Source organism: Mesorhizobium sp. M0074, assembly GCF_040322975.1.
Classification (GTDB): domain Bacteria; phylum Pseudomonadota; class Alphaproteobacteria; order Rhizobiales; family Rhizobiaceae; genus Mesorhizobium.
On record NZ_JAMYUM010000024.1, the window covers coordinates 40355 to 65813 of the forward strand.

Here is a 25459-nt window from a genome sequence, read left to right on the forward strand (position 1 = left end):
CCTCATGCTCAAGAAGCTTCGCTTCCTTTCGTCCACCGCGCTCGCGTTTCTTCTCACCGTCCCGGCCCACGCAGCGGGCTCCGGCATGCCTTGGGAACAGCCGCTGCAGCAGATCCTTGAGTCGGTGCAGGGACCGGTCGCCAAAATCGTCGCGGTGATCATCATCATCACCACCGGCCTGACCCTTGCTTTCGGTGACACGGCAGGCGGTTTTCGCCGGCTGATCCAGATTGTCTTCGGCCTGTCGATCGCCTTCGCGGCATCGAGCTTCTTTCTCTCCTTCTTCTCCTTCGGCGGCGGGGCACTCGTCTGATGGCCACCGGAGAGCAGCATGTCGAGGGTTTCGAAGTCCCCGTTCACAGGGCATTGACCGAGCCGATCCTGCTGGGCGGCGCGCCGCGAGCGGTGGCGATCCTCAACGGCACGGTGGCCGCGGCAATAGGCCTTGGCCTGCAGCAGTGGATCGCCGGACTGGCGCTCTGGATCGCCGGCCACACCCTCGCGGTCTTTGCCGCTCGCCGCGATCCGGACTTCGCCAGCGTGCTTGTCCGTCATCTTCGCCTGAAGGGGTGGCTTGCATGCTGAACCTTTCGGAGTATCGCGGCAAAGCCGATCGGCTTGCCGACCATCTGCCCTGGGCCGCTTTGGTCGCGCCCGGCATCGTGCTCAATAAAGACAGTAGCTTCCAGCGAACCTTCCGGTTCCGTGGCCCCGACCTTGAAAGCGCGACCGAAGCCGAGTTGGTCGGCATCTGCGCACGAGCCAACAATGCGCTACGAAGGTTGGGCTCCGGATGGGGGTTGTTTTTCGAGGCCGAGCGCGTTGAAGCGCTGGGCTATCCGAGCTCGGCTTTTCCCGATGCTGCCTCATGGCTGGTCGATGAGGAACGGCGCGCGGCCTTCGAGGGCAAGGTCGCGCACTTCGAGAGTCGCTATCATCTGACCTTGGTCTTCATGCCGGCGCCAGATGGCCAGGCGCGGGCGGAAAGCGCACTGGTCGACTCGCATCACTCGGGAGGGGCTAGAGACTGGCGCCAGGAGCTGGCGTGGTTTCGCGACGAGACCGACCGCGTCCTGGATTTGCTGTCCGGCTTCATGCCGGAAGTGCGCGCCCTCGATGATGCCGAGACGCTAACCTATCTGCACGGCACAATCTCGACCTACCGCCATCCGGTCGCCATGCCGGGAACGCCAATGTATCTCGACGGTGTTCTGGTTGACGCGCCGCTTACCGGCGGCCTGGAGCCGATGCTGGGTGAGCAGCATCTGTGCACCCTCACCATCCTTGGTTTCCCGAACGTCACCCGGCCAGGGATCCTCGACGCGCTCAACCATCAGGATTTCGCCTACCGCTGGATGACGCGCTTCATCCCGCTCGACAAGACGGAAGCCACAAAGACACTGACCCGGTTGCGCCGTCAGTGGTTTGCCAAGCGCAAATCGGTCGCAGCCATCCTGCGCGAGGTCGTGACCAACGAACCCGTCCCTCTCGTCGATAGTGACGCCGACAACAAGGCGCTCGATGCGGATGCCGCCCTTCAGGCATTGGGCGGCGATCACGTCGGCTTCGGCTATCTCACCACAACGGTGACGGTATGGGACCAGGACCGACAGGCCGCCGCGGAAAAGCTCCGAGCGGTTGAGCGCATAGTCAATGGGCTCGGCTTCACCACGATCCGTGAAAGCATCAATGCGGTCGAGGCGTGGCTCGGCTCGTTGCCCGGTCATGTCTACGCTAACGTTCGCCAGCCGCTCGTTCACACGCTGAATCTTGCCCATGTCATGCCGCTGTCGTCGGCGTGGGCCGGTCCGGTGAATAACGAGCATCTCGCCAACGTGACTGGGACCGAATCCCCGCCGCTTCTCTTCGCAGAGACCAACGGGTCGACACCGTTTCGGCTTTCCACCCACGTTGGCGATGTCGGCCACATGCTGGTCGTAGGGCCGACCGGTGCCGGCAAGTCGGTTCTGCTTGCGCTAGTCGCTCTGCAGTTTCGACGCTATGCCGGGGCGCAGGTCTATGTCTTCGACAAGGGCAATTCGGCTCGTGCGGCAACACTGGCCGTGGGCGGAGAACACCACGCGCTGGGCGCGGATGGTGCGCTTGCCTTCCAGCCACTGAGCAATATCGGCGACCAGGCTACTCGCAGCTGGGCGGCGGAATGGATCGCCGGCCTCGTCGCCCATGAGAATGTCACCGTTACGCCGGAGGTAAAGGAGGCGATCTGGTCGGCACTCATCAGCCTTGCCACTGCGCCGGTGCAGGAACGCACGCTGACGGGCCTGTCGGTTCTGCTTCAGTCCAATGCGCTGAAATCCGCGTTGATGCCGTACACGCTCGATGGCCCGTTCGGGCGTCTGCTCGATGCCGATGAAGATCGGCTGGCTTTGTCGGATGTGCAGTGTTTCGAGACCGAAGAGCTGATGCACAGCCAAGGCGCTGTGCTCCCGGTGCTCACCTATCTGTTCCATCGTCTCGAGGAGCGGTTCGACGGACGGCCGACGCTGCTGATGCTCGACGAGGCGTGGGTCTATCTCGACAACCCTCTCTTTGCCGCCCGCATCCGTGAATGGCTGAAGGTGCTGCGAAAGAAGAACGTGTCGGTGATCTTTGCCACGCAGTCGCTTGCCGACATCGCTGGCTCTTCAATCGCGCCGGCGATCATCGAGAGCTGCCCACAGCGCATTTTTCTTCCCAATGACCGTGCCGTGGAACCGCAGGCGCGGGCAGCCTATGAGCGCTTCGGCCTGAACGAGCGGCAGATCGAATTGGTCGCCCGTGCCACACCGAAGCGCCAGTATTATCTGCAGTCGCGCCGCGGCAACCGCCTCTTCGAGCTCGGGCTCGGCCCGATCGCTCTTGCGCTCTGCGGCGCCTCTGATCCGGCCACGCAAGCTTTGATCGACAGCGTCCTGTCAGAGCACGGGCAGGACAGCTTTGCCTCCCGGTTCCTGAGTGCGCGCGGCCTCGATTGGGCTGCCGAGCTTCTTCAGCAATTCCCTCAACTAGACAAGGAGCAATCGTCATGATGCGGCGCCGCCTTCTCACCAGCCTGATCACCGTTTCCCTAATCGCAAAACCGATGGCCGACTACGTCCAGCCGGCCCACGCCCTAATCGTGTTCGATCCGTCGAATTATGCGCAGAACGTGCTGACAGCGGCACGTTCCCTGGAGCAGATAAACAACCAGATCCAGTCGCTTCAGAACCAGGCGACCATGCTGCAGAACATGGCGCGCAACCTTCAGCGCCTGGATTTTTCTTCCGTCGGCCAGCTCACCGGCTCGCTCCAACGGATCGACGGCCTGATGACCCAGGCCAGCGGCCTGAGCTTCGATCTCGACAAGCTTCAGAACCAGTGGCGTGTGCAATATCCGGAAAGCTACGACGCCACAATCAAGGTCAGCGATGTGGCGAGCGCCGCGCGCGAGCGCTGGCAAAACGCCATGCAGGCGTTCCGCCAAACCATGAGCGCGCAGTCGCAGATCGTGGAGAACGTGCGGGCCGACGGCGACCTGCTTACCGATCTCGTCAACCGCAGTCAGGGCGCGGCAGGTGCCCTTGAGGCAAGCCAGGCCACCAATCAGCTGATCGCGCTTTCGACCAAGCAGCAGATCCAGATCCAGACGCTGCTCGCGACCCAGTTCCGGGCTGAAGCCGAAGATGCTGCCCGCAAGGCGCAGTCCGAGGAAGCCGCCCGCGAGACGACGAAGCGTTTCCTGGGCACCGGAACGGCCTATCCCGGCAACTGATCAGCAGTTCTTGAAGACAACGAGGAAGGCGGCGACATGAATGACCTCGGCGTCATTGATCGCTTCATGGAGACTTTTACCCGCTATATTGATAGCGGGTTCGGTCTGCTTTCGGGCGACGTCGCCTTTCTCACCACCATCCTGATCGGCATCGACATCACGCTGGCAGGCCTCGTCTGGGCGTTCGGCGGCGAGCCCAATGTTCTTGGCCGGCTTGTCCGAAAAGTGCTCTATGTCGGCGCCTTCGCCTTCATCCTGAACAATTTTAGGAACCTCGCCGACATCATCTACCATTCCTTTGCCGGGCTCGGCATCAACGCATCGGCCGGCAATCTGTCCGCCGACAGTCTCCTGCGGCCAGGCCGCATTGCCGCGGCCGGCTTCGAGGGCGCCTGGCCGCTGCTCAATCAAGCGAGCCAGCTAGTCGGCTTCCCCGAGATCTTTGGCAACGCGCTGACCATCTTCGTGCTGCTTCTCGCCTGGTTTCTGGTCCTCATCGCCTTCTTCATTCTTTCAATTCAGCTCTTCATCACCGTCCTGGAGTTCAAACTCACCACATTGGCCGGTTTTGTTCTGGTGCCCTTCGCGCTCTGGAACCGCTCGGCGTTTCTGGCCGAGCGCGTGCTCGGCAATGTGATTTCGTCCGGCATTAAGGTCATGGTGCTTGCTGTCATCGTAGGCATCGGCTCTACGCTCTTCGGCGAGTTCGCTTCCGCGCTGCAAGGCAAGGAGCCGGACTTGGCCGCGGCCATGTCACAGGTACTGGGCGCGTTGGCGCTGCTTGGGCTCGGCATTTTCGGGCCGGGAATTGCCTCGGGTCTTGTCTCGGGCGCGCCGCAGCTTGGCGCGGGAGCCGCACTCGGAACCACCGCGGCGGCTGGCGGATCAACGCTCGTTGCCGGAGGTGCGGCGCTTGCCGGCGCGCGCATGGCAACCGGCGGCGGTCTCGCCGCCGTTCGAGCCGGCACGGCCATGGGATCGGCTGCTTCCACAGCTTGGCAGATGGGGCGTGCAACATCGCCCGAGTCCGGCCTCGCCGGCGTAGCTGCTGGACTGCAGGGCGTTGCCGGCGCAGCTGGCGGCGCCGCGATGCGGGGAATGCGATCTGCAACAGAACCATTCCGGCGCAGCGCCGATGCCGGCCGCGATGCCGCTTGGACCGCGACGGGCGGCACGCCGACCGCATCAATGACCGGAAACCCTGCCGCGTCAGGTGCCAATGCCGCGCCGGCGTGGGCGAGGCGCTTGCGTTCCCAACAGACCGCGCGCGCCCATCGCCACGCCGCCACGCAGGCCGTCCGCGATGGCGATCGGGGTGGAAGCGGGGCCAACCCCTCTCTCAACGATAAGGAAGACTAGATGCTCTTCAAGCGACCTGTTCAGCGTTACGGGAAGACGCCCCACCCCGTCACACCATACCAGAAGGCCGCCCAACTTTGGGACGAGCGCATCGGCGCTGCGCGCGTGCAGGCAAGGAACTGGCGCCTGATGGCCTTTGGCTGCCTCGCTCTGGCCATCGGGCTCTCTGGTGGACTCTTGTGGCAGTCGATGCAGGGCCGCGTCGTGCCTTATGTTGTCGAGGTCGACCGCTTCGGTGAAACACGGGCTGTCGCGCCGGCAATCCAAACCTACGAGCCCGACGATGCCCAGATTGCCTGGCATCTCGGCCATTTCATCCAGAATATCCGCTCCGTCTCCACCGATGCGGTGCTGGTGCGGCAGAATTGGCTCTCGGCCTACGACTTCGCCACCGACGGTGCAGCCCTCTTTCTCAATGAGTACGCTAAGGCCAATGACCCGTTCGGCAAGATCGGCACGCGCAGCGTCTCGGTGCAGGTGACGAGCGTGGTTCGAGCGTCCGACAACTCCTTTCAAGTCAAATGGACCGAGCAGGTCTTTGAGCGCGGCAGCCTCGCCAGCACAACGCGTTGGACCGGGATCCTCACCATTGTGATCCGGCCGCCGAACAATACCGATCAGCTGCGCAGAAACCCGCTCGGCGTCTTCATCAATGCCATCGACTGGTCGCGCGAGCTGGACAGCGCCGCGCCGACAACCGTTTCCCCGAAGGAGCCCGCCAATGACAAATAGAGCCCCATCGCTCCGCACCGTCCTGATCCTGTCGGCGTCGACCGCGGTACTTTCGGCCTGTGCCTCGAAGCCGGTGCCGCCACCGCAGATTTCCTATGACCATGCTGACTTCAAGCCGGCCGCGATTGAGAAGGCGCCGGAGAAGCCCGTCAAGGTCGTGGAAGTGCCGAAACCGCTGCCGCTGCCCGGCCAGTTGCAGCCCGAGCCGGGCAAGGCTGCTGAGGACAAGCGCTCGCCTGAAGAACGTGTCGCCGATGCCAACAAGGCGGCGACGCAGCAACCCACCAAATATGGCTATGTGAATGCGGTGCAGGTTTACCCTTTTGCCGAAGGCGCGCTCTACCAGCTCTATGCCGCACCGGAGCGCGTCAGCGATATCGCTCTGCAGTCAGGCGAGAAACTCCAATCCGTGTCGGCCGGCGATACAGTGCGCTGGGTAATTGGCGACACCGTCAGTGGCTCCGGCGATGACCAGCGCACCCATGTGCTGGTGAAGCCCTTCGCGCCAGGACTTGCCACCAATCTGGTGATCACCACGGACCGGCGAAGCTATCACCTGCAGCTTCAAAGCACGGATAAGACCGCCATGGCGGCCATCTCCTGGACTTACAGCGAGGACCAGATCATCGCGCTACGCCGGCGCAATGCGCAGGCCGAGGCTGCTATGCCACTGGCGTCGAATGTGGCTCTCGAAAATATTCGCTTCCGCTATTCGATTACGGGCGACATGCCGCCCTGGAGGCCGACGCGCGCCTTCGATGATGGCAGCAAGGTCTATATCGAGTTTCCGCGCCGCATCGATCAGGGCGAGGCTCCGCCGCTCTTCATCGTCGGTGCTGACGGGGACAACCAGCTCGTCAACTACCGCATACGGGGCAACTATTACATCGTCGATCGCCTCTTCGCCGCAGCCGAACTGCGCCTCGGCGCCAAGCAGCAGCAGGTGGTGCGCATCACGAGGACCGACGGCAGGCAAGCGCCGAGGCGGATATTGCTCTTTTCGCGTTCCAGCAGGTGAGGGACGGCCCATGACGGATACTTCCCGCTCCGATGCTCCACCGAAACTCGATCCAGAACAGCTGCAGCTGCGGGCCTCGCCTCGCCGCGCTGTGCGCTTCAAGCGCAGCATTATTGTCGCCATTGCTGCTGTTGGTTCCGGGACCGTTCTAGGCGTCACCATGATGGCGCTGCAGGGACCGGCGCTGCGCATCAAAGAGCAGGCTGAAGAGCTTTACAATACTGAGCGGAAGCCGACCGCAGGGGCTCTTGAAAGGCTGCCTAAGGACTATTCCGGGATCAAGCCGCCTCCGGTGCTTGGACCACCGCTGCCCGGCGACCTCGGCCGCCCCATCCTTGAGCACCAACGCCAGCTGGGCATCGCGCCGGGCCAGGAGGTCTCGGCGGAGGAGCAGCGCCTTGCACAGCAGGCGATCGAGGCGCGCGAATCGCAAGTCTTCTTCCGGATCGAAAATCGACCCCGGCAAGCGGATGCCGCCGGCAACGGGCAGGGCGGGCGTCCACCCTTTGAGGCAACTGCTCCAAAATCCGATGCCGCACGCGATTCAGCTTCCGTAGCACCGGCCGACGGCGACCAAAACAATCAACAGCGCAAGCTCGATTTTGTCAGCCAGCGGAACACAAGTGGAATCTACAATCTGCATGCACTGCAGACGCCGGCTTCGCCGTATCAGCTGATGGCCGGCAGCGTCATCGCAGCGAGCCTGATCACTGGCATCAATTCCGACTTGCCCGGCCTCGTCGTCGCACAGGTTACCGAGAATGTGCACGACACAGTCACCGGCAGCACCTTGCTCATTCCGCAAGGCTCTCGCCTGATTGGCACCTATGACAGCGTTGTTGCCTTTGGACAAAGGCGCGCGCTGCTGGTCTGGCAACGGATACTGCTGCCCGACGGCTCTTCGATCGAAATCGACAATCTGCCGGCGACGGACACCGCCGGCTATGCCGGGCTTGAGGACAAGGTGGATTTCCACACCTGGCAGCTGATGAAAGGCGTTGCGCTGGCCACGTTGCTAGGGGTCGGCACCGAGCTGAGCCTCGGGGAAGACGAAAGCGACCTGGTCAAAGCAATCCGCGAATCCGCTCAGCAGAACGTCAGTCGAGCTGGCCAACGCATCACCGAGAAGAACCTCAATATCCAACCCACCATCACTGTCCGGCCCGGTTGGCCACTGCGCGTCATCGTGCACAAGGATCTTGTGCTGCGGCCGTACCCGGATTGACTGGAGTCATCATGACCAATCTGAAACTCGGCAAACTTCCGGATCGGACACCTTCGAAGATCACCATAAGCGTAAGTGCAGACATGAACCAAGCACTGAAGGACTATGCGGCGCTCTATCGTCAGACCTATGGCGAGTCCGAATCGGTAGCGGAACTGATCCCGTTCATGCTGGCGGAGTTCCTGGAGAGCGATCGAGCGTTTGCCAAGGCCAGAAAGGAAGGGCTCCCTGTCGTCGACAAGTCAGAGAAATCGCGGCGGCAGCCAATTTCAGGGTCCGAATAAGTGACAGCGACCATTGAGTCCGAGGGGGCACCTTTCTAGGCGGGCAAATGCATTGAAGCAATTTGCCGGCGGCAAGCCGAAACATAGGGCACAATAGACGAGCTGATCTGCCCCGAATCAATGCCGGCTCTGCGCCCATGGTGGTCGTTCTGAAACGAGAGGCAGGATCCTGAAAGCTGCCATCCAATGTTTGGGCGCGAAAGGTCTGACAGGTTGGGACGCTCGGATGGGCCTGCAGACAATGCATAACCGCCGGTGCAGTTACCTTCAACGATCAGAATTTATCCAATTTCAGGCGTCGGCGTCTATCGGCCAGCAGGCTGACCCGGTCGCCGCCGCGCACTGCGGACGAAGGTCACCGCAATGGCCCAGCGTCATTCGGGGAATGAGAAGCGCGTAAATCAGCAATGGCGTCCAGCACTCGCCTGATGGTCATCGCGCCTTCCGGGGTCTCATCCCATATCCGACGAAGGCTGGCGTGGGCCTTCGCCCATTCCGTGTCCATATCGATTTCCTCCTCAAGGCGGGGAACTTTGACCTTCAGAACTTTGCATATTTGCACGACGTTGTTGCTGAACGTCTTGAAGTCACCCGCGCAAATTCTGCTGACCTGACTGGCATGTACGCGCGCCATCTTAGAGAGATCGGCATAGCTCAGATTCCTTTTCGCCCGAGCGCTTAAGATTCGCTTCTGGACGCCGCTTATTTGCTTGCTACTTGGTTTCATGCAAATTAGCATGCTATATGAAATGTGAATTTGCAAGGACGCAGCGATGCACGAAATCCACTTCTATCGGGCGAGTGAGAAACCCTACGGCGCGCTCAGCAACCTCTATCGGCGAGACATAGTATTCGAGGGGGAGGTTTTCGCTACCAGCGAGCATGCATATCAAGCGGGCAAGGCTCGCAAGCCGGCCGTGCGGAAATGGCTTATGGAGGCTCCGTCGCCCGCGCTCCTCGCGATGGCAGCTCACGGCCTCTACTACTGGGATATCGCGCCGGGCTGGTCGACGACCAAGTTCGACCGCATGCGGGCGGTCCTCCGAGCCAAATTTACCCAATACCCCGACCTGCGGGAACTGCTCTTATCCACGCGCGACGCCAGGCTCGTGGAGAGCGCAACCGTCGACAGCGAGGTCAATCGGCTGTGGGGCGAGGTCAACGGCGTAGGCCGGAACATGTTAGGCGTGCTGCTGATGGAAATCCGCGACGAACTCCGCCTCGCCGGTGCCGACGAAAGCAAAGCGCGTCTGGTCGCCGCTGAGTGATTGGCGCTTAAAACCTCGCGGAGCGCGTGCTCAGGATCTCGCGGACGTAGTTCGCGCCACGCTTCTTGAAGAGCCCGCGAGCGCCTGCAAAGGCGCAGTTTTCTGCGGCGAGACGCTGACCGGCGACGATGCCTTCCATCAGATCCTTCGCCTTCAGGTAAGCGGTCTCGAACTGCTTGGTCAGCAGCCAATCGATCACGCCCACGCTAACCATGTCGCCTGATCCGCAGGTGTCTAGGACCGCTGGCGCGTCAATCGCCTCGCACCAGATCGACTCGCCACGGTCGCGGACTTCAAGGCCGGCGGCGCCGTAGGTGACTATGCGGACGCAATCGGTCAGGCGGCCTGCGAGCCGCTCTCCCAGGCGGTCCTCAGAATATTTAAGTATGGTGGCCAGCCGGAGCGCCTCATCGAAAAGCTCACTCTCCTCGAAATCCGATGGCTCGAAGAATATGATGGCGCCCGCTTCACCCGCTGCCCTCATCGCTTCGAGGATGTTGTCCGATAGACGGTCGGAATAGAAGACGCTGCAATGAACCAGCATCGGTAGCGCGAACGCGAGCTCTGTCTCGCTGATCGGCTGATAGCGTGGCAGGTCCTCACAGGTCTCCGGGCAGACGAAGCTGAAGTCGTGGCGACCCGACTCGGTATCCAGCTCTTGTGCCAGGACGGGAGACCGTAAGTCGGCGCGCCGTGTGATGTAGCGGATAGTCGCTCCTGCCTGCATGAATTCGTCGATCAGACGCTTACCCGTGTCATCGTCACCGAGCGCCAAGACCGGTGCAACATGACGATGCAGCATGGCCAGCGAGACTAGAACGTTGCCGCAAGATCCACCTAGTGCTTCTTCCGTGAGGTCGCCATTGGCATAGACGCGGTCGAGGACCGTGAAGCCGGTCCCGACAACGTCGACACGATGTTCGTGATGGCAGGTTGAGTCTGGCATGTACCTTGTGTATCCGCTTTTCATCGCCTGTCGAGCCCAAGTGATGCAACGTCGAAGCGAATCCTGCCATTCTCGGATGGTACCAGGGCGCGAAGGATCTTGAGAAGGGCATCAGGACCGATCGGGCCTGCACCGAACAGAGACCAGCACCCGTTCGCCGCTCCGCAGACTTCACCGACGCTGATCCCGAACCGATGGGAGAGAAGTGCGTAATCATTGCCAGGGTGTGATCCGCTATCCCCGAAACAGAGCACTTCCGCCCAAGCCGGCAGTTGGGCCCGTAGGGCATCGACGACGACGAGCTTGCTCGAGGTCGACGGAATGATATCGTAGCTGTGGCCCGACCCAGTAACGCGGATCCGATCAGCGGCGAAGGGTGGGCAGGCCTCCATGTCGATGGGAAACCGGTAAGGGTGGCAGAGACGGTCCATGTCGACAGTGATCTGGACCTCGCGGTGCTTGAACTCATGCCGGAGAAAGAGTTCACCACGCTGGCGCAGCCACTCTGCGGTCTCTACAATCGCCGGATCGGCCAGCGGATGATCCTGGCCGATGTCGACGTCCGCTGTCCGGAGATAGCCTCCATTGTAGTAGCCGATCGGGATCGAAGGCAGGATTTCGGCCGGAAGGACCTTCCGAAGATCTTCGCCAGCCGAGCCGCCGCGGCCAGTCGCGAACCCGATCGCGAGACCTGCGCGGTGGAGGCGCACCAGTTCGTCGACGATAACCTGATCGGGAACCGACCAGCGACCGGCGGTGGTGACGATGGTGCCATCGTAATCAAAGACGGCGCCGCCGATATCGGCCTGCGACAGGAACTGCAAGCGGTTGCGTCCGATCGTGTCCAGGGAATCATCCGCAGGGTTGTGGACGTCCGACTTTGCGATCGCTGCGCGCTTATGGCGAACGTGCGCAGGCATCGCTTTGGCGAGGTCGGCAAGGGATCGGTCTTCATATATCGATCGCCCGAAATCGCCGATGCCTGGCTTGCCGGGATCGATCCCGAGGACCACTCCCATAGCCTCGATCATGCCCAGCCCGTCAACCAGCGACAAGACGTTATCGAGACGGCCGCCTGATCCGAAATCAAGCGTGAGACGGTGAAGCGAGGTCGGGAGTAAAGTTTCCATCGCCGCCCACGTCGCGCGGGAGTCGGTGCCGGTGAAGGCGAGGATGAGAGTCTCGTCTAGACGATGGTGAAGCCAGGCATGCCGGCCGTGGGCCAAGTTCCGGAAGTCGGCCGTCTGCACGTGGCATAGCGCGGCCTCCCAGATCGAGGTGTCGAATAATACCGCAGTCGGCCTGAGGAGGGGATCAGCAGTGACAACGACGGTGTCCGTGCGTCGCAGGTGTGACATTGCGACGGTGCGTGACGTCCTCGTGGCTGGATCGCGCATGTCCGTGAGGCACGAGGAGAGCGCATCTAGGAGGTGTAATGTTCCACGAGGATCCCGCGAAACTTGGTCGCAGGCGAGGAGTAGGCCGACGACGGAAGACAGAAGGGAATGGGTGGCGAGGTATCCGTCCTTAGGCTCGGCGACAGGCACGACATGCAGGTAGCCGCCGCCTTTTTCGACGATGTCGGCGGCGGCCCCGTCGGGATTGCGTGTGACGAGATGTATGCTCCGGGCTTTGCGATCAAGCGCTGCTCGCGAGGCGGCTGCAGCGTCGGGATTTTCGCCACCAGCGCTGAACAGCCAGACGTCGCTCTCGGTCAGGTCATGCTGATCCAGTACCACCTGCATCGGGGTCTGCACGGTCGTGGGGCCCAGACCAAGCGTATCCCGGCATCGAACGAGGTACTCCGCCGCAATCGCGGATCCGCCTGACCCGATCGAGAGCGCGTGGCACCGGGACCCAGCTGCCAAGGCCGTGGCCAGACCACCGGCGTCATATTCACGAAAGAGTTCGAGTGTAGCAGGCAGCGCGTCCAGCTTTGCGCTAAAGATCGGAGTCGTCATGACGGTCCTGCCGCTCGATCGTAGCCAGCGTAGAGCGGTCCGGAAAGGATTAGGTGGACTGTCATGTCCGGTAGGTCGGTCGGCGTCGGCTCGGGACGGAAGACGTAGCTCTCAGTCTCGAGATATTGCACGGCCATCTCGTGTTCTATGGCGGCCATCAGGGCACCGGCAGCGAGCACCTTGCTGCCGACGGGCGAGAGAACCATACGGGGTTCATAGGTCCCTTTCATAGTAAGGTCAAAACGAGTCTTCAAGGTCGACAGCGTGCGGAAGCAGTCAAGCGGGTTGCGCTCGGAGGCGTAAACGACATCCCTCGGATCCACCTCCCACTCGTCGACTAGCGCGGTCCGGTATTCGGAGAGCAGGTCGTCGGCGCGGCGCGGATTACGTGCCGGGAAGGGCAGGAGTGGGCAGATCTTATAACAGCGCCCGATTGCCGCGCCGATCTGGGTGAGCGCCGAGGTGCATCCGCGCGTGAGCTGCGGGATCCAGACTTGCGCCAGTCCTTGGTCGTCGGCCTCAACCGGAAGCGAGAAGCCCTTGACCGCCCCGGCTCGGCTCGACGGCACGCTCGAGATCTTGTCGTCCATTTCTGGGTTCGAGACGATCATGAGGTGGAAGGCGCGATTGCTGGCCGCTTCGCAATCCTCAAGAAGCATCCTGGCGACCGGAAAGCCGATCCCGATGGAAAGGGCGCTGAGGTCGAGGATCACGTCCGTCACATCGCTGGCGACTGGCTGTTGTCCGAGCAGCGATACGATACGCGAACCGCCGACCGGCGCTCCGTCGTCGGCGAAGACATCGACCTTTAAGACCGCGCACTTCTGGACAATAATCCTGAGGGCGCTCTCGTTTGTATCGGCCTCCTGAATCAACGCGTCGGAAGCTCCGGGTCGCTCCTCTCGGATGAACACCGCCGACAAGCGGTCGCCGAGAGTGTCGGCTAGCATCTGGGAGACGCGGCGCGACCGAGGGTCGAAACCCGCCGCCGCCACGAGCAGGACGCGGCGTGATGCGTCGGCAAAGTAGTCGGCCACGAAGGCATCTACCGCCTCGTCAAAATTGGCGATGCAGTTGTGCCAGTGCCTACGCATTCACAAGCCCCGTAACCCTTCGTAGATAGTCAATCTTCTGCGGCAGGAAGCCACCACGATTGAAGGTCAGGCCGTATACCAGTCCGACAGTGCCGCTGATTTCGATCAGCGCCCAGAGTTTGTTGCCCTGCCCGTAGTTGCGCTCGATAGTAATCGCGCCGTTGGCGATCGCGTATTTCAGTACCGAGCCAAGCTCGTCGTCGAAGGATAGCGCCGCCATTTCCTCCTCAAGGATGGCGATGGCGTTGGCCCCCGCCCCGAGTGGGGCATTGGGAAGAAGCGACTCCTCTCGGCAGTCATGGCCGATGGCATCCACCATGGCGCGCACACGCTGAGCGTGAGGAAACGCCCACGCGTCCATAATAGACTTCGCCTTATCGATCAGGATCGATTGCTGGTCGCGTGCTGACAGGGCCAGGGGATTGTTGCGGATCGCCCGGGTCTCGACGTTGGCAACGAGGGCGCCGGCGAACTGCAGGAAGACCTCGGCATTTTCGTTGCTAGCGTCGCAGACATCATCGACGCCATAGTGGAGTGGTCGACCGTATTCGTGATGAAGATGCAATCGAGCGCCGTGTGCGACGTCGGCATCGGCTTTGAGAGGCGTCTTAGGATCCGGGTCGATCTCTTCGAACAACGAGGGTGTCGAGCGTGCGACGCGAACCGAGTAGCGGTGCAGTAGTATGCGCTTCATCGCAAGCGCGACCTCAGGACCGTCGTCGTAGGATTTCGTGCGTCTGATGAAGTCATCGACGATTTCGTTGATTTCGTTGCGCCGCGTTGGTCCGATCTTTAGCTTGTTCTGGTCTCTGGCGACGCGGCCCTCGAGTTCCTTGATCTGGCCGGAACTCAGCTTCGGCGGTTCGCTGGGGACGAGACGGTCGATGTCAGTGGCGTTGCGATTGCGAAGACCCTCGACCATCGGCAGGTATCGCTTGGCCATGTCGCGCGCCATGGTCCGAAACTGGCGACGCGAGGCGTCCTTCTTCTCGTCGCCCTGCATGAGGATGTCGACGAAGTCGCGCCCGGTTGCGCGGTTGTGCGTCGGCTGGATGGCCGGCGAGCGCATGACTGCGCCGGGACTGAACGCGTCGAGCCGCATCATCATCCAACGGCCGAACTTCATCTCCCGGTGCGAGAGCATGCCGAACATGGCCTCAAGCTGATGATGGTGCAGCGCGTGGACGTCGTCGAGCATGACGAGCGGGCTCATCTCGATGGTCTCGCCATTCCACTCAATGCGAATTCGGCTGATAGCGTCAAACGGCGCGTAGGGAGCGGTGGCGTCGACCGGAAGATCCTCGAGCTTTGGCGCCCGCAGGCCCGCGCCGACGGCGTAGATGGCACGCTGGACAGCGAGCGCCCGGTCGCGGATGCCTAGGGCGGACAGGCCGCCAATCTGTTCTAGGTGGGCTTCGTAGTTGGCCCGCGGGATGAACTCGATGGCGTCAATATTCCGCGTCCTGTTCGCAGTAAGATTGCGGATGAGGCCGAGCATGGCTCGCGCCTGTACGAGCCAGAAGGCGAGCTTGGTTTTGACGATGGCATCGTAGGGGAGTTCCCAGAACTCTCTGTATTCGGATTCCATGGGGACCCGTACGGCGGCGACATGAGGCTTTCCATTCTTTAGAAAGCCTGCCTGTGCAAGGGCATCCGCCAGTGTGCGGTTGGTGGCGTTGGTCTCGTCCTTGAGAATTGTCTCAACCATCCGGAACTCGGCCAGCGTAGCGAGCATTGTCTTGCCGCTGCCCGGGGCGCCGATGATGCGGACTGGCACCTCGAACATGTCGTCCTTATTCCGGCTGATAGCTAGAAAGGTCGTAAGCGGGGCGGGACTAACGATCGAAAGGAAGGACTCGTCTTCCCGGACATATTCGGTCGCGCGGCGAAGGAAGGGATTGGCCATCGCGTCAACCGTGTCTGTCGCGGCGGAAATAGAGCGGATGCATCCGGTGCCCGAGCTTGCCGTCGGTCTCCGCCCAAAGGATCGGGATGGCATTGTTCGGTGTATTGTGCTCAAGGATTAGCGGCAGCGCGCAGTCGGCATAGCCGTATTTCATGTCGGTTTGTCCTGCCTCCGTGCAGTGCTTTTCGAGACGCATGTAGAGGTCGTGATCGTAGTAGCGCCCGCATAGATCTACGATGGGCTCATCGGCTTCGTAGGTCGGCGTCGCGACCCTAGTCGCTTTGTCGATCGTGGCAATCTTTAGGTCGCTCGGCAGCAGCATGCCCTCGGTGATAAGGGCGCGCCCAAAGCTCTTATTATCGAGCTTCTCGCTCGCCTCGGTAACCCGCTCGACGAGGGCGTCATGCGCTTGGTTGGTCGATACGTAATGGTGGATATGGATCGTGTAGCCCTCCGCCAAAGGGAAGTCGTCTTTGAGGCGTTTCTTGGCGTCCTGGACAATTTTCTCGAATTTGTGGAGCTTACCCTTGGGCTTGCCCTCTGGGAAGCGGATGAAGGTCGTGCCCGAGGCGGTGAAGTCGTCGATGAGGTAGACGTCGCTAAAGCGCGCGTTGCCCCCGAGCGCTTCCTTCAGGTCGTCGGCTAGGCTCTTCCACTTGTCGTGGTCGACGTTCATCATCGGGACGACCTGTTCTTGCGAGAGGCGCCCGGCGTTGGCTCGCCGGAGCACGTCGATCCGGCTGCCGTCGCTGAGTCCGACGAAGAGGCAGCCGCGCAGACGCCTCCTGAAGGCCGCCGCAGCTTCCGCTGTCTTCCACACCTCGTAGGGCTTGATGCCAAGCTCGTCGCCGACGGAGCCGCGTAGGTAAGGGGTTACCGTCTCGGGGATGAACGTTTCGATCACGCGCTGCATCTCGAGCGTCGAGATGTAGACAAGGCGGGTCTTAATAAACCGGTAGGCAATGGGACGATCGGCCTCAGCGAAATGGCGCAGCCATGACACGAGGCTTTCGAGGAAGCGGATTCCCGCGCGAAAGTCCGAATAGCCGTCGTATTTCATCGTCGAGATGAGGCGCAGCCATGCGTACTCTTCGGTGGCGACCTCGTTGTCCCATTTCATCACATCGGCTACGAGATTCAAGGCAAGCGTGTTGATCATCGAAATGATAATCTTTCGAGGCAAAATATTTGTTTTTCTTGGATCTTTCGAGAATCAGTCGGGATTCTTGCGCTCATACGTCACTTATAGGGCCGGGAACTGCCGTTCGACAATTCTGTCCAGGCATTTCGGAAGGCATTGGGCTAATCAATGGGTGCGACTGGCGTGCCGAGCAGGCCCGCGTCCTTCCAGATACTGCCGTTTTCTGCCCAGTAGAAATGTTCCGTCCGCGATACCCGGACCGGACGAGACCGTGCGGGTGATGAATGTCCGCTTATGGGGATGCCGGCATCAAAGCTGTCGGTCGGGAAACGGCCCCCTTTTTGGCATTCAGTCAGACGGTCCCGCAATGCGCGCTGCGGCCGAAATCTCTAGGGCCCAGGCACCACGGTAGGTCCACTGGCCATAGCTTGCCAGCTTTTGACTCATCACAGTCTGCATTTTACTCGCCCCCGACAGGGCAACATCACGCCTTGATCGCCTGTCAGCATACACTGAAAGATAATTATGTTAACGATTTTGAAAGTCTTGGTTAAGGCGTCTTCTCTCTATTGTCGCAATAGCTTTTTCTGCCCTTCAGATGATAGAATACCCGAACAGGCCGTAGCGCGCTTAGTCCGTTACATTTCAGCTAGCAGAGTGTTTCGCATGGGATCCCATCCTTGTCGCGATCGAGTTTTCCGCCCCATGAGCAGTTTTGCAGGTACCAGTTGGCTTCGTCGCAGGAACCGATCTGCTTGCACGTTCTCCGCGGCTCGCAAGAATAGCCGCTCTGCGCGACCAGCTTACGGCTGATGATGCCCAGCGGGCGACTCGACGGCGCCGCGCCGTCGGCGTGCGCAGCGCGCCATTCCCAGGGTGCCTGAAACGTCCCGGCCCACAGGCCGATCTTTGAGGCTTGGGCTTGCGCCTGCTGCCACGCATAGGCGCCCTGGCTGTAGTGAGGCCAATCCAGCGCCTGGCCGTGCTTGACCATCCAGGCGGCCACGCCCGCGCCGTCGGCGCGCCGACAATCGCCGATAAAGCGGTGGTAGCGATCCCACGTCACGAATGTGCATTCGAGCGGCCTCGACGCGGCCAGGAAAGTGTCCAGCGCTTCGGCCGATCGCCGGCCGCAAGGATACTCGGCGCCATTCGCATCGCGGCACAGCTGCCGGCTCTCTGGCGCGTCGATGCCGTTGAAGCGGACGCGCTGGCCGTGGATTTCGATCGTATCGCCGTCAATGACGGAAGCGACACCGGTAAGCGAGGCGGGCGCCGCCCTTCGTGGGCTGGCCTTTGATGCATCGTCGCTACGTTGCGCGCCCGACGGCGCCAGGCAGGCGGCCACTGCCGCCGCTGCCGTAAGACCGAGCATTGCCGGCACGCTCGCAAGTTGGCGCCGCCACAGCTTGGCACCGGTGGGTCTCTGCCACGGATTGAATCGATATTTGCGGTATGGCCTGCTCACCCGCTACGCCGACCAGCCCGGCCATGCGCTGTCGACCATGGGCAGGCCGGCGCAATAGTAGTCGTCAACGAACCGCCCGGTGGACCGGTCGCGGCAGCGCCAGATAACGCTGTAGTTCTGGCCATAGAATTGGTCCCACGCGACGCCATAGGTTTGTGGTGGCGGCCGGTAATATGTTCCGCCTCCATAGCCGTTGTTGGCAGCGACACCCACAGCTGCGCCGCCGACAGCCGCGATCGCTATGCCTGTCGCGACAGCATTGTCGGTTTGCACAAGCCTGGTGCACTTCTCTGCTGTTGCGCCCCTGCGCACTAGAAGGGCCGCTACCCGACTACGATACTGTTCGTCCGTGCTGCTGGCGAGAACGTGACATAGCGCAACGGTATTCATTGCCGTGAGACCGCTGTCCGACACGACAGTGCTCGTAGAGCAGCCGCTGACGCACAGGGCTGCACTTGCGACGAGTGCTCCAATTTTCATGTGAACTCCCCCAAACAAATATTGGGGCGAGTCCGACCTAGAAGTCCAGAGTTTTGTTTTTCACATTGCTACGATTCACAGCATGCTGCGGCTAGCTGGTATCCACTGCAACCAACCCTTCCGCCGGTCGTTGACTGATGCTGGGTTGATCTCAGCCACTCCAGAACTTGCCCGCTGGCTCAAAACCGGCGGGCTTTTTTTCCGCGACGCCGGAAGGCTCTATCTCGCCGCATGTTGTGGTACATCGGCACGCCGTCATCGGGCCGTGCCGTTGACCAAGGTGGTCCCTCCGCCATGGTCGGCCGGCGCAGCCTTGACCGTCCGCGCGGGCCATCCCAATCAAGCCCGCTGGCTTCGGTCGGCGGCTTTTTATTTGATCCCCGGCGCCGCCGGCTTGGTTCTAGATCCTCGCCAGTGCCGGATTTGAAGGTAAGCTGCGGCGGTAAGATGGCACTTCGCGCGGGACGGACCATTGGTGTGCAGCAAGAGTGCCGAGTTCATTCGGCCAAGATTCTGCACTAGGCCGAGGTAGGTGAAGGCAGATAGCTATCTGGTAATCGTGAGATATTGGAGATATGTTCCGCCATGGAGGTGTGTACCCGTATTATAACTTTCCAAACTTCAGTACGAACGCCGTGGACGAGCTGGTGTGTGCCCTTGCCGTAAATCGCTTCCGCGAGTTACAGTCAGAGGTTGGCTAGGACCCTAACGCGAGAGCTTCAACGGCCCCCTTCGCGATGAACTCCTCAACGAGACGCGGTTCACGTCCCTGGCCCAGGCCCGCGCGAGGCTCAATGTATGGCGCGCCGATTACAACGGCGCGCGTCCGCACTCGCACATCGGATGGCCAACGAATTTGCATCGACCTTCAACCCGCGACGGTCGCTCGCGCTGCGCAACGTGAAACGCTCCGCGCCAGCACCCGTCGCGTCCACCGCCCATCAGGGCAAATCCACCCCCGGAAACGAACTCACGACTGAAATAAAATTTGGGGGAAACGTCGGGGCGGCCATAACTTTGCAGTCTTCAGACGCGAGGCGGCGTACAACAGCGCTGCCCACCATGCTTGTGGCCCGCGACCCACACACGGCTTTTCCCTTCAGATCGTACATTATGCTTCCTTCATTATTACTGATGTCTGCATGACCTTGAGGTCTTCCCGCACCATTTCCGCGGCAAGCTCGCGCACGGATGTTTCATGCACCCAGCCGAGCTTCTCCTTCGCCTTGGTGGCGTCGCCCAGGAGAAGATCGACTTCCGTGGGGCGAAAGTAGCGTGGGTCTACCTGGACTAGGCATCTGCCGGTCTCGACATCATAGCCCTTTTCGTCGACTCCCTCACCACGCCATTCGAGCTCGACGCCGACATCTTCGAAAACCCATTCGACGAATTGGCGAACAGGGGTCGTCTTGCCCGTCGCCAGCACGTAATCATCCGGTTGATCCTGCTGCATCATCATCCACATACCACGCACGTACTCACGCGCATGGCCCCAATCGCGTTGAGCATCGAGATTGCCGAGATAAAGCTTGTCCTGCTTGCCGAGGTAGATAGCAGCGGCGGCGCGGGTGATCTTGCGCGTCACAAAAGTTTCGCCGCGCAGTGGGCTTTCATGATTGAAGAGAATGCCGTTGGAAGCATGGATACCATAGGCCTCGCGATAGTTGACCACGATCCAGTAGGCGTAGAGCTTGGCGGCGGCGTAAGGGCTGCGCGGATAAAAGGGCGTTGTTTCGTTCTGCGGTACGGATTGCACGAGGCCGTAGAGCTCTGAAGTCGAGGCCTGATAGAAGCGGGTCTTGTCCTTCAGACCGAGGAGGCGGATCGCCTCAAGAAGTCGCAATGTTCCGATACCGTCGGCGTTTGCTGTGTATTCCGGCGTTTCGAACGACACCTGGACATGGCTCTGAGCGGCCAAGTTGTAAATCTCGTCTGGCTGGGATTCCTGAACTACTCGGATGAGATTAGTCGCATCAGTGAGGTCACCGTAATGCAAAATTAGGCGCGGATCGGGATCGTGCGGGTCTTGGTAGATGTCTTCGATGCGACCCGTGTTGAAGGAAGAGGAACGTCGCTTAATCCCATGAACGATGTAGCCTTTTTCCAGCAGAAGACGCGTGAGATAGGCACCATCCTGTCCCGTTATGCCCGTAACCAGAGCAACTTTCCTGTTCTCGCTCATTTTCTTCCTGCTCTATGGTAGTTGAAGTTTCGAATCTGGCTCGCCACACCGCCAGCAAACTGCGGCCCGCCTCATACCCTATGGTAGGATTTCGACAGATGCGGCGCGGAGCTCGTCATTGACAGTGTCAGCCAGCGAGCACACCTGCTCCTGCTTGGAGGCATAGCAAAACAGAGTCTCGCCGCTAACCTGCCTAAGTCGCACATGCGGCCTGAGTGCCGAACTCAGCTCACGGGGTGAGCGACATAGATTTCAATCACGTCGCACCCGATTTGCTCATCAATCAGCGAGTTAGGACGCCCTTCTGGGGTTCTACATCCGTTCTCAAGCACGCACAGTCGGTTGCATAGCCGCTCCGCTTCTTCCACGAAGTTGGTGGCCAGTAGAATCGTATTGCCCTGCGCCAGCAGGGCACGTAGCCGTTCCCAGATAAAATGGCGAGCATGTGGGTCCAAGCCACACTAGAACCACCATCCCTCTTTTGCGCTGACAAGTAATCTTTGCCTGCTTCAGCGTCTTCTAATGGAAATTGTTTTGATCAGTGAAATCGATTGTTTGGATGAGGTGCATCCATAAAATGGATTGTTTGACAGGGGCGGCGCGGCACATCGGCGGCACAAAGTCGTGGGCGCGAGGTTTCGCTCCGCGTGAAGACAAAGTTCGTGGCAGTCGGGGGCTTTGGGCGAACCGCACATCTGAGACGGCGGCGAAAAGCCGGGTAGGGCATTACTCCAAGGAATTTCGGGCGCGCTAGCCCGAAAAAACGGTGGCTGGGCTTCAACGATGGGCGGGACGAGGCGACCATCAAACTGTGTTTCATACTGTAGGCGATCGCAGTGCGTCGAATTTGAACGGCCGCCTTTGCCAGCCCTCGCCATCGCATCCGGCTACAGGTGCCGAAGATCTTCTCGATCCGAGTACAAATTCTGTGGATCGGTTGATTCCAGGCGTCGAGCTTTCGGCCTCGTCGCGCTCCCACATAGCGGTTGCGACGATGCGTGGCCTTCCACCCTTGGCGCGCACCGCGTCGCCGAGATGATTGCCTCGGTAGGTGCTGTCGGCAAACACTTCGCCGGAATTGTCGGGCAGAGCATCAGGAACGGCGTTGCCGTCCTGGGTGTGGGCGCCGTGACCGCGATCTCCTCGACAAGGGCCGTATCGGCGTAGACACCGAAATGGGCTTTGAAGCAATGAAACGCTGGTCGGCGCTTGTACTTGACCCAATGGCCCTCTTCATCATCTTCGCTGGCCGAGGCGATGATCGCCGCATCGACAGGCGTGCCGATCTTCACCTGGATCGCTGAACTGGCGGGTGATCTCGGCGAACAACAGGGTCATGAACCTCAAGGGCCTGTCGAAAACGGACGAGAGCGGGTTCGCACAGGTGTCGGCTCTGACACCGAGAACCCGCAGAACCGTCGGAACGATCCTCCACATGGCTGCAGACGCCAAAATTCCTCTCTCGGCCATCGTCGCACAGCATCGCGTGCCAGTCGCTCAGTCCAGCCGGCTCGAAAGCTATCCGGCAGGAGTTGCGCCATGTTGGCGCACTTGAAAGCGCCAGAGGGCGCCGTGTCGCATCTTTCGATGGGACCGGACGCCATGATGGCCATAAATGACGTGGATGGCCTGCGCCTGACATTCGACGGCTGGCGGGTCCTGCACATCCGTCCTTCAGGAAACGCCCGCAAATGACATGTTACGTTGAGGCAGTTAAGAATTGGACTTGAAAAAGGGACTTTGTGGACTGCCTCGACCGGCTGTTTCGCTTAGCAAAGCCCAGCCCCACGTCAGCAGAGGCTCATGGTCAAGGAACGCCTTAGTATCAATCACATGGATGGGCCACATTCACGCAATCAATTTTACACATGTCGCCGGGCGCATTAGAGAACGCTGAATTTAAACCGGAAGCGAGTGTACCCGGCGTCAAGATTTGCGAGCGTCACAGAGATAAGGATAGGCAGTGCTGAGGGAGCTCTTCTGCCCCACGCGCAGCCTCTACCAAATCGCCCGGCGTAACGGTCGACTAGTATCGATTAAGAGATCCCAAGCCAGATGCAACCTCGTCTCTGAAATGAGATTTCCGAAAATGCAGGTCAGTGGATTGGTAAAGCGCCGGTTCGTCGTCTCTCAGAGGCGTACGGGGTTCGGTGATTGTCTGTGGTCGCTGGCGGCCGCTTGGCGCTACGCTCAGCGGTCGGGACGAACGCTAGCCGTCGACTGGCGCGGGTCCTGCTATCTCGACCAACCCTTCACAAATGCCTTTCCGGTGTTCTTCCAACCGATCAATGACATCGCTGGCGTACCGGCTATTTGCGACGACCGGATCAACGACTTTTCCTTCCCGGGTCCATTCTTCCCGGAGTGGTGGAATAGGCCAGCGATCGACTGCCTTTACCGCCCAGATGAGCAGATTTTCCAAGAGCGCGACGAGTTGGGCGAGCTCTTTCAGGCCGAACACGATGTCGAAGCGAACACAGTAGTGTGTGACGCTTGTTTGATGTGGCGCTGCGATGAGGATGCCGAGCGGCAGGTCTTCCAGAGTGTCAAGCCTCGGTCTGAAATTCAAACACGCATAGATGCCATTTACCAAGAATGTTTTGAGGGGCACAGCATCATCGGGGTTCATGTTCGACATGGTAACGGTGAAGACATCATGGACCATGCGCCCTACTGGGCCGATCCGGAGTTCGCCGTTCGACAAGTGTGCACTGCGGTTGATAAGGCTAAAGCGTTACCGCACCCCAAGCCTGTGCGGCTGTTCTTGTGCACGGACAGCGCGCAAATCCTGGATCACCTGTCGGCCAGGTTTCCCGATCTTCTCACCGTCCCCAAGCGTTTCCGATCCGATCAAGATGGCCCCTTGCACACCGCAGCACTCGGGATTGACGGCGGAATTTCCGCCCTCGTTGAGATGTATCTTCTCGGGCGCTGCGATACCGTAATTCGGTTTCCTCCGACGAGCGCCTTTACACGATATGCACGCCTTTTCGTACCGCGGGTAATTGAGTTCGATCTGAAGGACCCAAGTCGTTTGATTTTGATAGAAGGCAGCCAAAGAATCTCTCATCTTGATTAGGACCCGCTACCTGGGCAATTCGGCAGATGCAACGAACAGGCATAGAGACATCGACCGCAATTCACGAGAGGCGGGCCTAAGGGCGCGGGAAATGACGTCCAGAGACGAAATCGAGGTTGTTCTATGAAAGTGGTTCCCGTCATCATCAGCGGCGGAGCCGGATCGCGGCTATGGCCCGCCTCAAGGCAATCGCACCCTAAACCTTTCCTCAAAGTGGCAGACGAGCATTCACTGATGCAGCACACTGTGTTGCGCGCCGGTTCGATAAAGGGCGTAGTGGAACTCGTCGCCGTGACATCTGGGGAACACCTCTTCCTTACCAAGGACGACTTCGACGAACTAGAGTCCGTGGTCCTGCCACGCACCTTTCTGCTGGAGCCTGAAGGCCGGGATACGGCCGCAGCCGTTGCGGCAGCCGCCATCCATGCCAAGGCAACGCAAGGCCCTGACGCGATTCTATGCGTCTTCCCAGCCGATCACATGGTTGGCAACCTGCCTGCATTTTTAGACGTCATGTGCCGGGCCATCGAACATGCGAAGCTCGGGCGGATCGCCACATTGGGCATCACCCCAACCAGACCGGACACGGCATTCGGCTATATCGAAGCGGATGGTGAGAAAGTCGTCCGTTTCGTTGAAAAACCGGATCTGGACACAGCCAAAGCCTATATCGCGTCCAAGCGCTTCTTCTGGAACGCCGGCATTTTCTGCTTTAGCGCACAAACAATGCTCGACGAGATGGCATCGCATTGCCCCGCGGTGATCCAGGCCGTCTCCGACAGCTACGAGAACGGCCGCTTCAGTCAAGGCGAAGGCTTTGCCAAAATCGAACTCGCGCCTGAGCATTTCGGCTCCGCCCCGCGAATCTCGCTCGACTACGCTGTCATGGAGAAGACGAACAAACTTGCCGTGGTTGCCTGCGACATGGATTGGAACGACATCGGATCCTGGAACGCAATGGCCGATTTGATCGCCCCCGACGAAAGCGGGAACAGGATACGCGGCGATGTGCATATGATCGACACGACCGGCAGCTATGTGAGCTCCGAGAAGCGCGTCATCGGCACGGTCGGCGTCAGCGATCTGGTGATCGTCGATTCCCCGGACGCGTTGCTTGTCGCATCCCGCGACCGCGTTCAGGACGTCAAGAAGCTGTTCGAGGGCCTCAAGGCTTCAGGACATGAAGCTCACCTGGTCCATAGCACGGTACACCGGCCGTGGGGTACCTACACGGTTCTTGAGGAAGGCGAGCGCTTCAAGATCAAACGCATCGAGGTGAAGCCCGGTCGGCGGCTGAGCCTCCAGATGCACTATCATCGTTCGGAGCACTGGGTCGTGGTCAGCGGCTCCGCGAAAATCGTCAATGGCGAGCAGGAGTTGTTCCTGGCGACAGACGAATCAGCCTACATCCCCTGCGGCCATAAGCATCGGCTGGAGAACCCAGGCAGAATTGACCTGGTGATCATTGAAGTGCAGAGCGGCGATTATCTCGGCGAGGATGATATCGTTCGCTTCGACGACGTATATGGTCGAACGTAGATTTCACCCGCGCATAACGAGAAAGG

The 25459-nt window shown here is 60.4% G+C and carries 23 protein-coding genes and 2 pseudogenes; 14 read left to right on the forward strand and 11 right to left on the reverse strand.

Annotation, left to right across the window (positions count from 1 at the left end):
* Positions 1-4: 4 nt before the first annotated feature.
* The 9 genes from NKJ73_RS26995 to NKJ73_RS27035 are packed head-to-tail and all read left to right on the forward strand — an operon-like array spanning position 5 to position 8369.
* On the forward strand, positions 5-313 hold the full coding sequence (locus NKJ73_RS26995; protein WP_023680310.1) for a TrbC/VirB2 family type IV secretion system protein: 309 nt from the start codon (positions 5-7) through the stop codon (positions 311-313).
* A complete protein-coding gene (locus NKJ73_RS27000; RefSeq protein WP_352571685.1) occupies positions 313-585 on the forward strand; it encodes a VirB3 family type IV secretion system protein in 273 nt (90 codons plus the stop codon). The genes NKJ73_RS26995 and NKJ73_RS27000 overlap by 1 nt, the downstream gene beginning before the upstream one ends.
* A complete protein-coding gene (trbE, locus tag NKJ73_RS27005; protein WP_352571686.1) occupies positions 579-3029 on the forward strand; it encodes a conjugal transfer protein TrbE in 2451 nt (816 codons plus the stop codon). Before NKJ73_RS27000 ends, trbE begins: the two co-directional genes overlap by 7 nt.
* Positions 3026-3751 carry a P-type conjugative transfer protein TrbJ gene (gene trbJ / locus NKJ73_RS27010; protein ID WP_023718720.1) on the forward strand — a complete coding sequence of 242 codons (726 nt, stop codon included), beginning with the start codon at positions 3026-3028 and terminating at the stop codon, positions 3749-3751. The genes trbE and trbJ overlap by 4 nt, the downstream gene beginning before the upstream one ends.
* 36 nt (positions 3752-3787) lie before the next feature.
* Entirely contained in the window at positions 3788-5110 is a 1323-nt protein-coding gene (gene trbL, locus NKJ73_RS27015; RefSeq protein ID WP_352571687.1) for a P-type conjugative transfer protein TrbL, read from the forward strand.
* Positions 5111-5842 (forward strand): conjugal transfer protein TrbF, encoded by a 732-nt coding sequence (gene trbF, locus NKJ73_RS27020; RefSeq protein WP_352571688.1) that lies wholly within the window; start codon positions 5111-5113, stop codon positions 5840-5842.
* Complete coding sequence (trbG, locus tag NKJ73_RS27025; protein WP_352571689.1) at positions 5832-6860, forward strand: P-type conjugative transfer protein TrbG; 1029 nt, start codon at positions 5832-5834, stop codon at positions 6858-6860. Before trbF ends, trbG begins: the two co-directional genes overlap by 11 nt.
* A gap of 10 nt (positions 6861-6870) precedes the next feature.
* Entirely contained in the window at positions 6871-8085 is a 1215-nt protein-coding gene (locus NKJ73_RS27030; RefSeq protein ID WP_352571690.1) for a TraB/TrbI/VirB10 family type IV secretion system protein, read from the forward strand.
* Positions 8086-8096: 11 nt separating this feature from the next.
* Complete coding sequence (locus NKJ73_RS27035; RefSeq protein WP_352483803.1) at positions 8097-8369, forward strand: DUF2274 domain-containing protein; 273 nt, start codon at positions 8097-8099, stop codon at positions 8367-8369.
* A gap of 355 nt (positions 8370-8724) precedes the next feature.
* Here NKJ73_RS27035 and NKJ73_RS27040 read toward each other — a convergent pair whose 3' ends face one another.
* Positions 8725-9096: a helix-turn-helix domain-containing protein gene (locus tag NKJ73_RS27040; protein ID WP_352571691.1), complete on the reverse strand. Its 372-nt coding sequence runs from the start codon at positions 9094-9096 to the stop codon at positions 8725-8727.
* 46 nt (positions 9097-9142) lie between these two features.
* Between NKJ73_RS27040 and ybiA the strand changes: the two genes are divergently transcribed.
* Complete coding sequence (ybiA, locus tag NKJ73_RS27045) at positions 9143-9637, forward strand: riboflavin biosynthesis intermediates N-glycosidase (protein ID WP_352571692.1); 495 nt, start codon at positions 9143-9145, stop codon at positions 9635-9637.
* Between the two features lie 7 nt (positions 9638-9644).
* Here ybiA and NKJ73_RS27050 read toward each other — a convergent pair whose 3' ends face one another.
* From NKJ73_RS27050 to NKJ73_RS27080, 7 genes are all read right to left on the reverse strand, one after another.
* Positions 9645-10607 (reverse strand): PfkB family carbohydrate kinase, encoded by a 963-nt coding sequence (locus tag NKJ73_RS27050; protein ID WP_352571693.1) that lies wholly within the window; start codon positions 10605-10607, stop codon positions 9645-9647.
* A complete protein-coding gene (locus NKJ73_RS27055; RefSeq protein WP_352571694.1) occupies positions 10604-12544 on the reverse strand; it encodes a hypothetical protein in 1941 nt (646 codons plus the stop codon). The genes NKJ73_RS27050 and NKJ73_RS27055 overlap by 4 nt, the downstream gene beginning before the upstream one ends.
* On the reverse strand, positions 12541-13581 hold the full coding sequence (locus NKJ73_RS27060) for a hypothetical protein (protein ID WP_352571695.1): 1041 nt from the start codon (positions 13579-13581) through the stop codon (positions 12541-12543). The genes NKJ73_RS27055 and NKJ73_RS27060 overlap by 4 nt, the downstream gene beginning before the upstream one ends.
* Before the next feature lie 49 nt (positions 13582-13630).
* Positions 13631-15544 (reverse strand): hypothetical protein, encoded by a 1914-nt coding sequence (locus NKJ73_RS27065; protein ID WP_352571696.1) that lies wholly within the window; start codon positions 15542-15544, stop codon positions 13631-13633.
* Positions 15545-15548: 4 nt separating this feature from the next.
* Positions 15549-16703 (reverse strand): phosphoribosyltransferase-like protein, encoded by a 1155-nt coding sequence (locus NKJ73_RS27070; RefSeq protein WP_352571697.1) that lies wholly within the window; start codon positions 16701-16703, stop codon positions 15549-15551.
* 631 nt (positions 16704-17334) lie between these two features.
* Positions 17335-18033: a thermonuclease family protein gene (locus tag NKJ73_RS27075; RefSeq protein WP_352571698.1), complete on the reverse strand. Its 699-nt coding sequence runs from the start codon at positions 18031-18033 to the stop codon at positions 17335-17337.
* A gap of 123 nt (positions 18034-18156) precedes the next feature.
* Positions 18157-18426, reverse strand: coding sequence for a hypothetical protein (locus NKJ73_RS27080; RefSeq protein WP_352571699.1), 270 nt, complete (start codon positions 18424-18426; stop codon positions 18157-18159).
* A gap of 919 nt (positions 18427-19345) precedes the next feature.
* On the opposite strand from NKJ73_RS27080, the pseudogene NKJ73_RS34335 reads away from it, so the two are divergent.
* A pseudogene (locus NKJ73_RS34335) lies at positions 19346-19605 on the forward strand (integrase core domain-containing protein); the annotation flags it as partial.
* A gap of 139 nt (positions 19606-19744) precedes the next feature.
* Here the strand turns inward: NKJ73_RS34335 and gmd are convergent.
* From gmd to NKJ73_RS27100, 3 genes and pseudogenes are all read right to left on the reverse strand, one after another.
* Positions 19745-20815 carry a GDP-mannose 4,6-dehydratase gene (gene gmd / locus NKJ73_RS27090; protein ID WP_352571700.1) on the reverse strand — a complete coding sequence of 357 codons (1071 nt, stop codon included), beginning with the start codon at positions 20813-20815 and terminating at the stop codon, positions 19745-19747.
* Between the two features lie 141 nt (positions 20816-20956).
* Positions 20957-21273 (reverse strand): annotated as a pseudogene (locus NKJ73_RS27095) (nodulation factor ABC transporter ATP-binding protein NodI); the annotation flags it as partial.
* Positions 21274-21702: 429 nt separating this feature from the next.
* A complete protein-coding gene (locus tag NKJ73_RS27100; protein WP_352571701.1) occupies positions 21703-22107 on the reverse strand; it encodes a hypothetical protein in 405 nt (134 codons plus the stop codon).
* Between the two features lie 247 nt (positions 22108-22354).
* Between NKJ73_RS27100 and NKJ73_RS27105 the strand changes: the two genes are divergently transcribed.
* The 3 genes from NKJ73_RS27105 (at position 22355) to NKJ73_RS27115 (ending at position 25433) form a co-directional block, all read left to right on the forward strand.
* Entirely contained in the window at positions 22355-22510 is a 156-nt protein-coding gene (locus tag NKJ73_RS27105; RefSeq protein WP_352571702.1) for a hypothetical protein, read from the forward strand.
* A 379-nt stretch (positions 22511-22889) separates the two neighbouring features.
* Positions 22890-23894 (forward strand): nodulation protein NodZ, encoded by a 1005-nt coding sequence (locus tag NKJ73_RS27110; RefSeq protein ID WP_502905404.1) that lies wholly within the window; start codon positions 22890-22892, stop codon positions 23892-23894.
* Between the two features lie 123 nt (positions 23895-24017).
* Positions 24018-25433, forward strand: a complete 1416-nt coding sequence (locus NKJ73_RS27115) for a mannose-1-phosphate guanylyltransferase/mannose-6-phosphate isomerase (protein WP_352571704.1) — start codon at positions 24018-24020, stop codon at positions 25431-25433.
* Positions 25434-25459 lie beyond the last annotated feature (26 nt).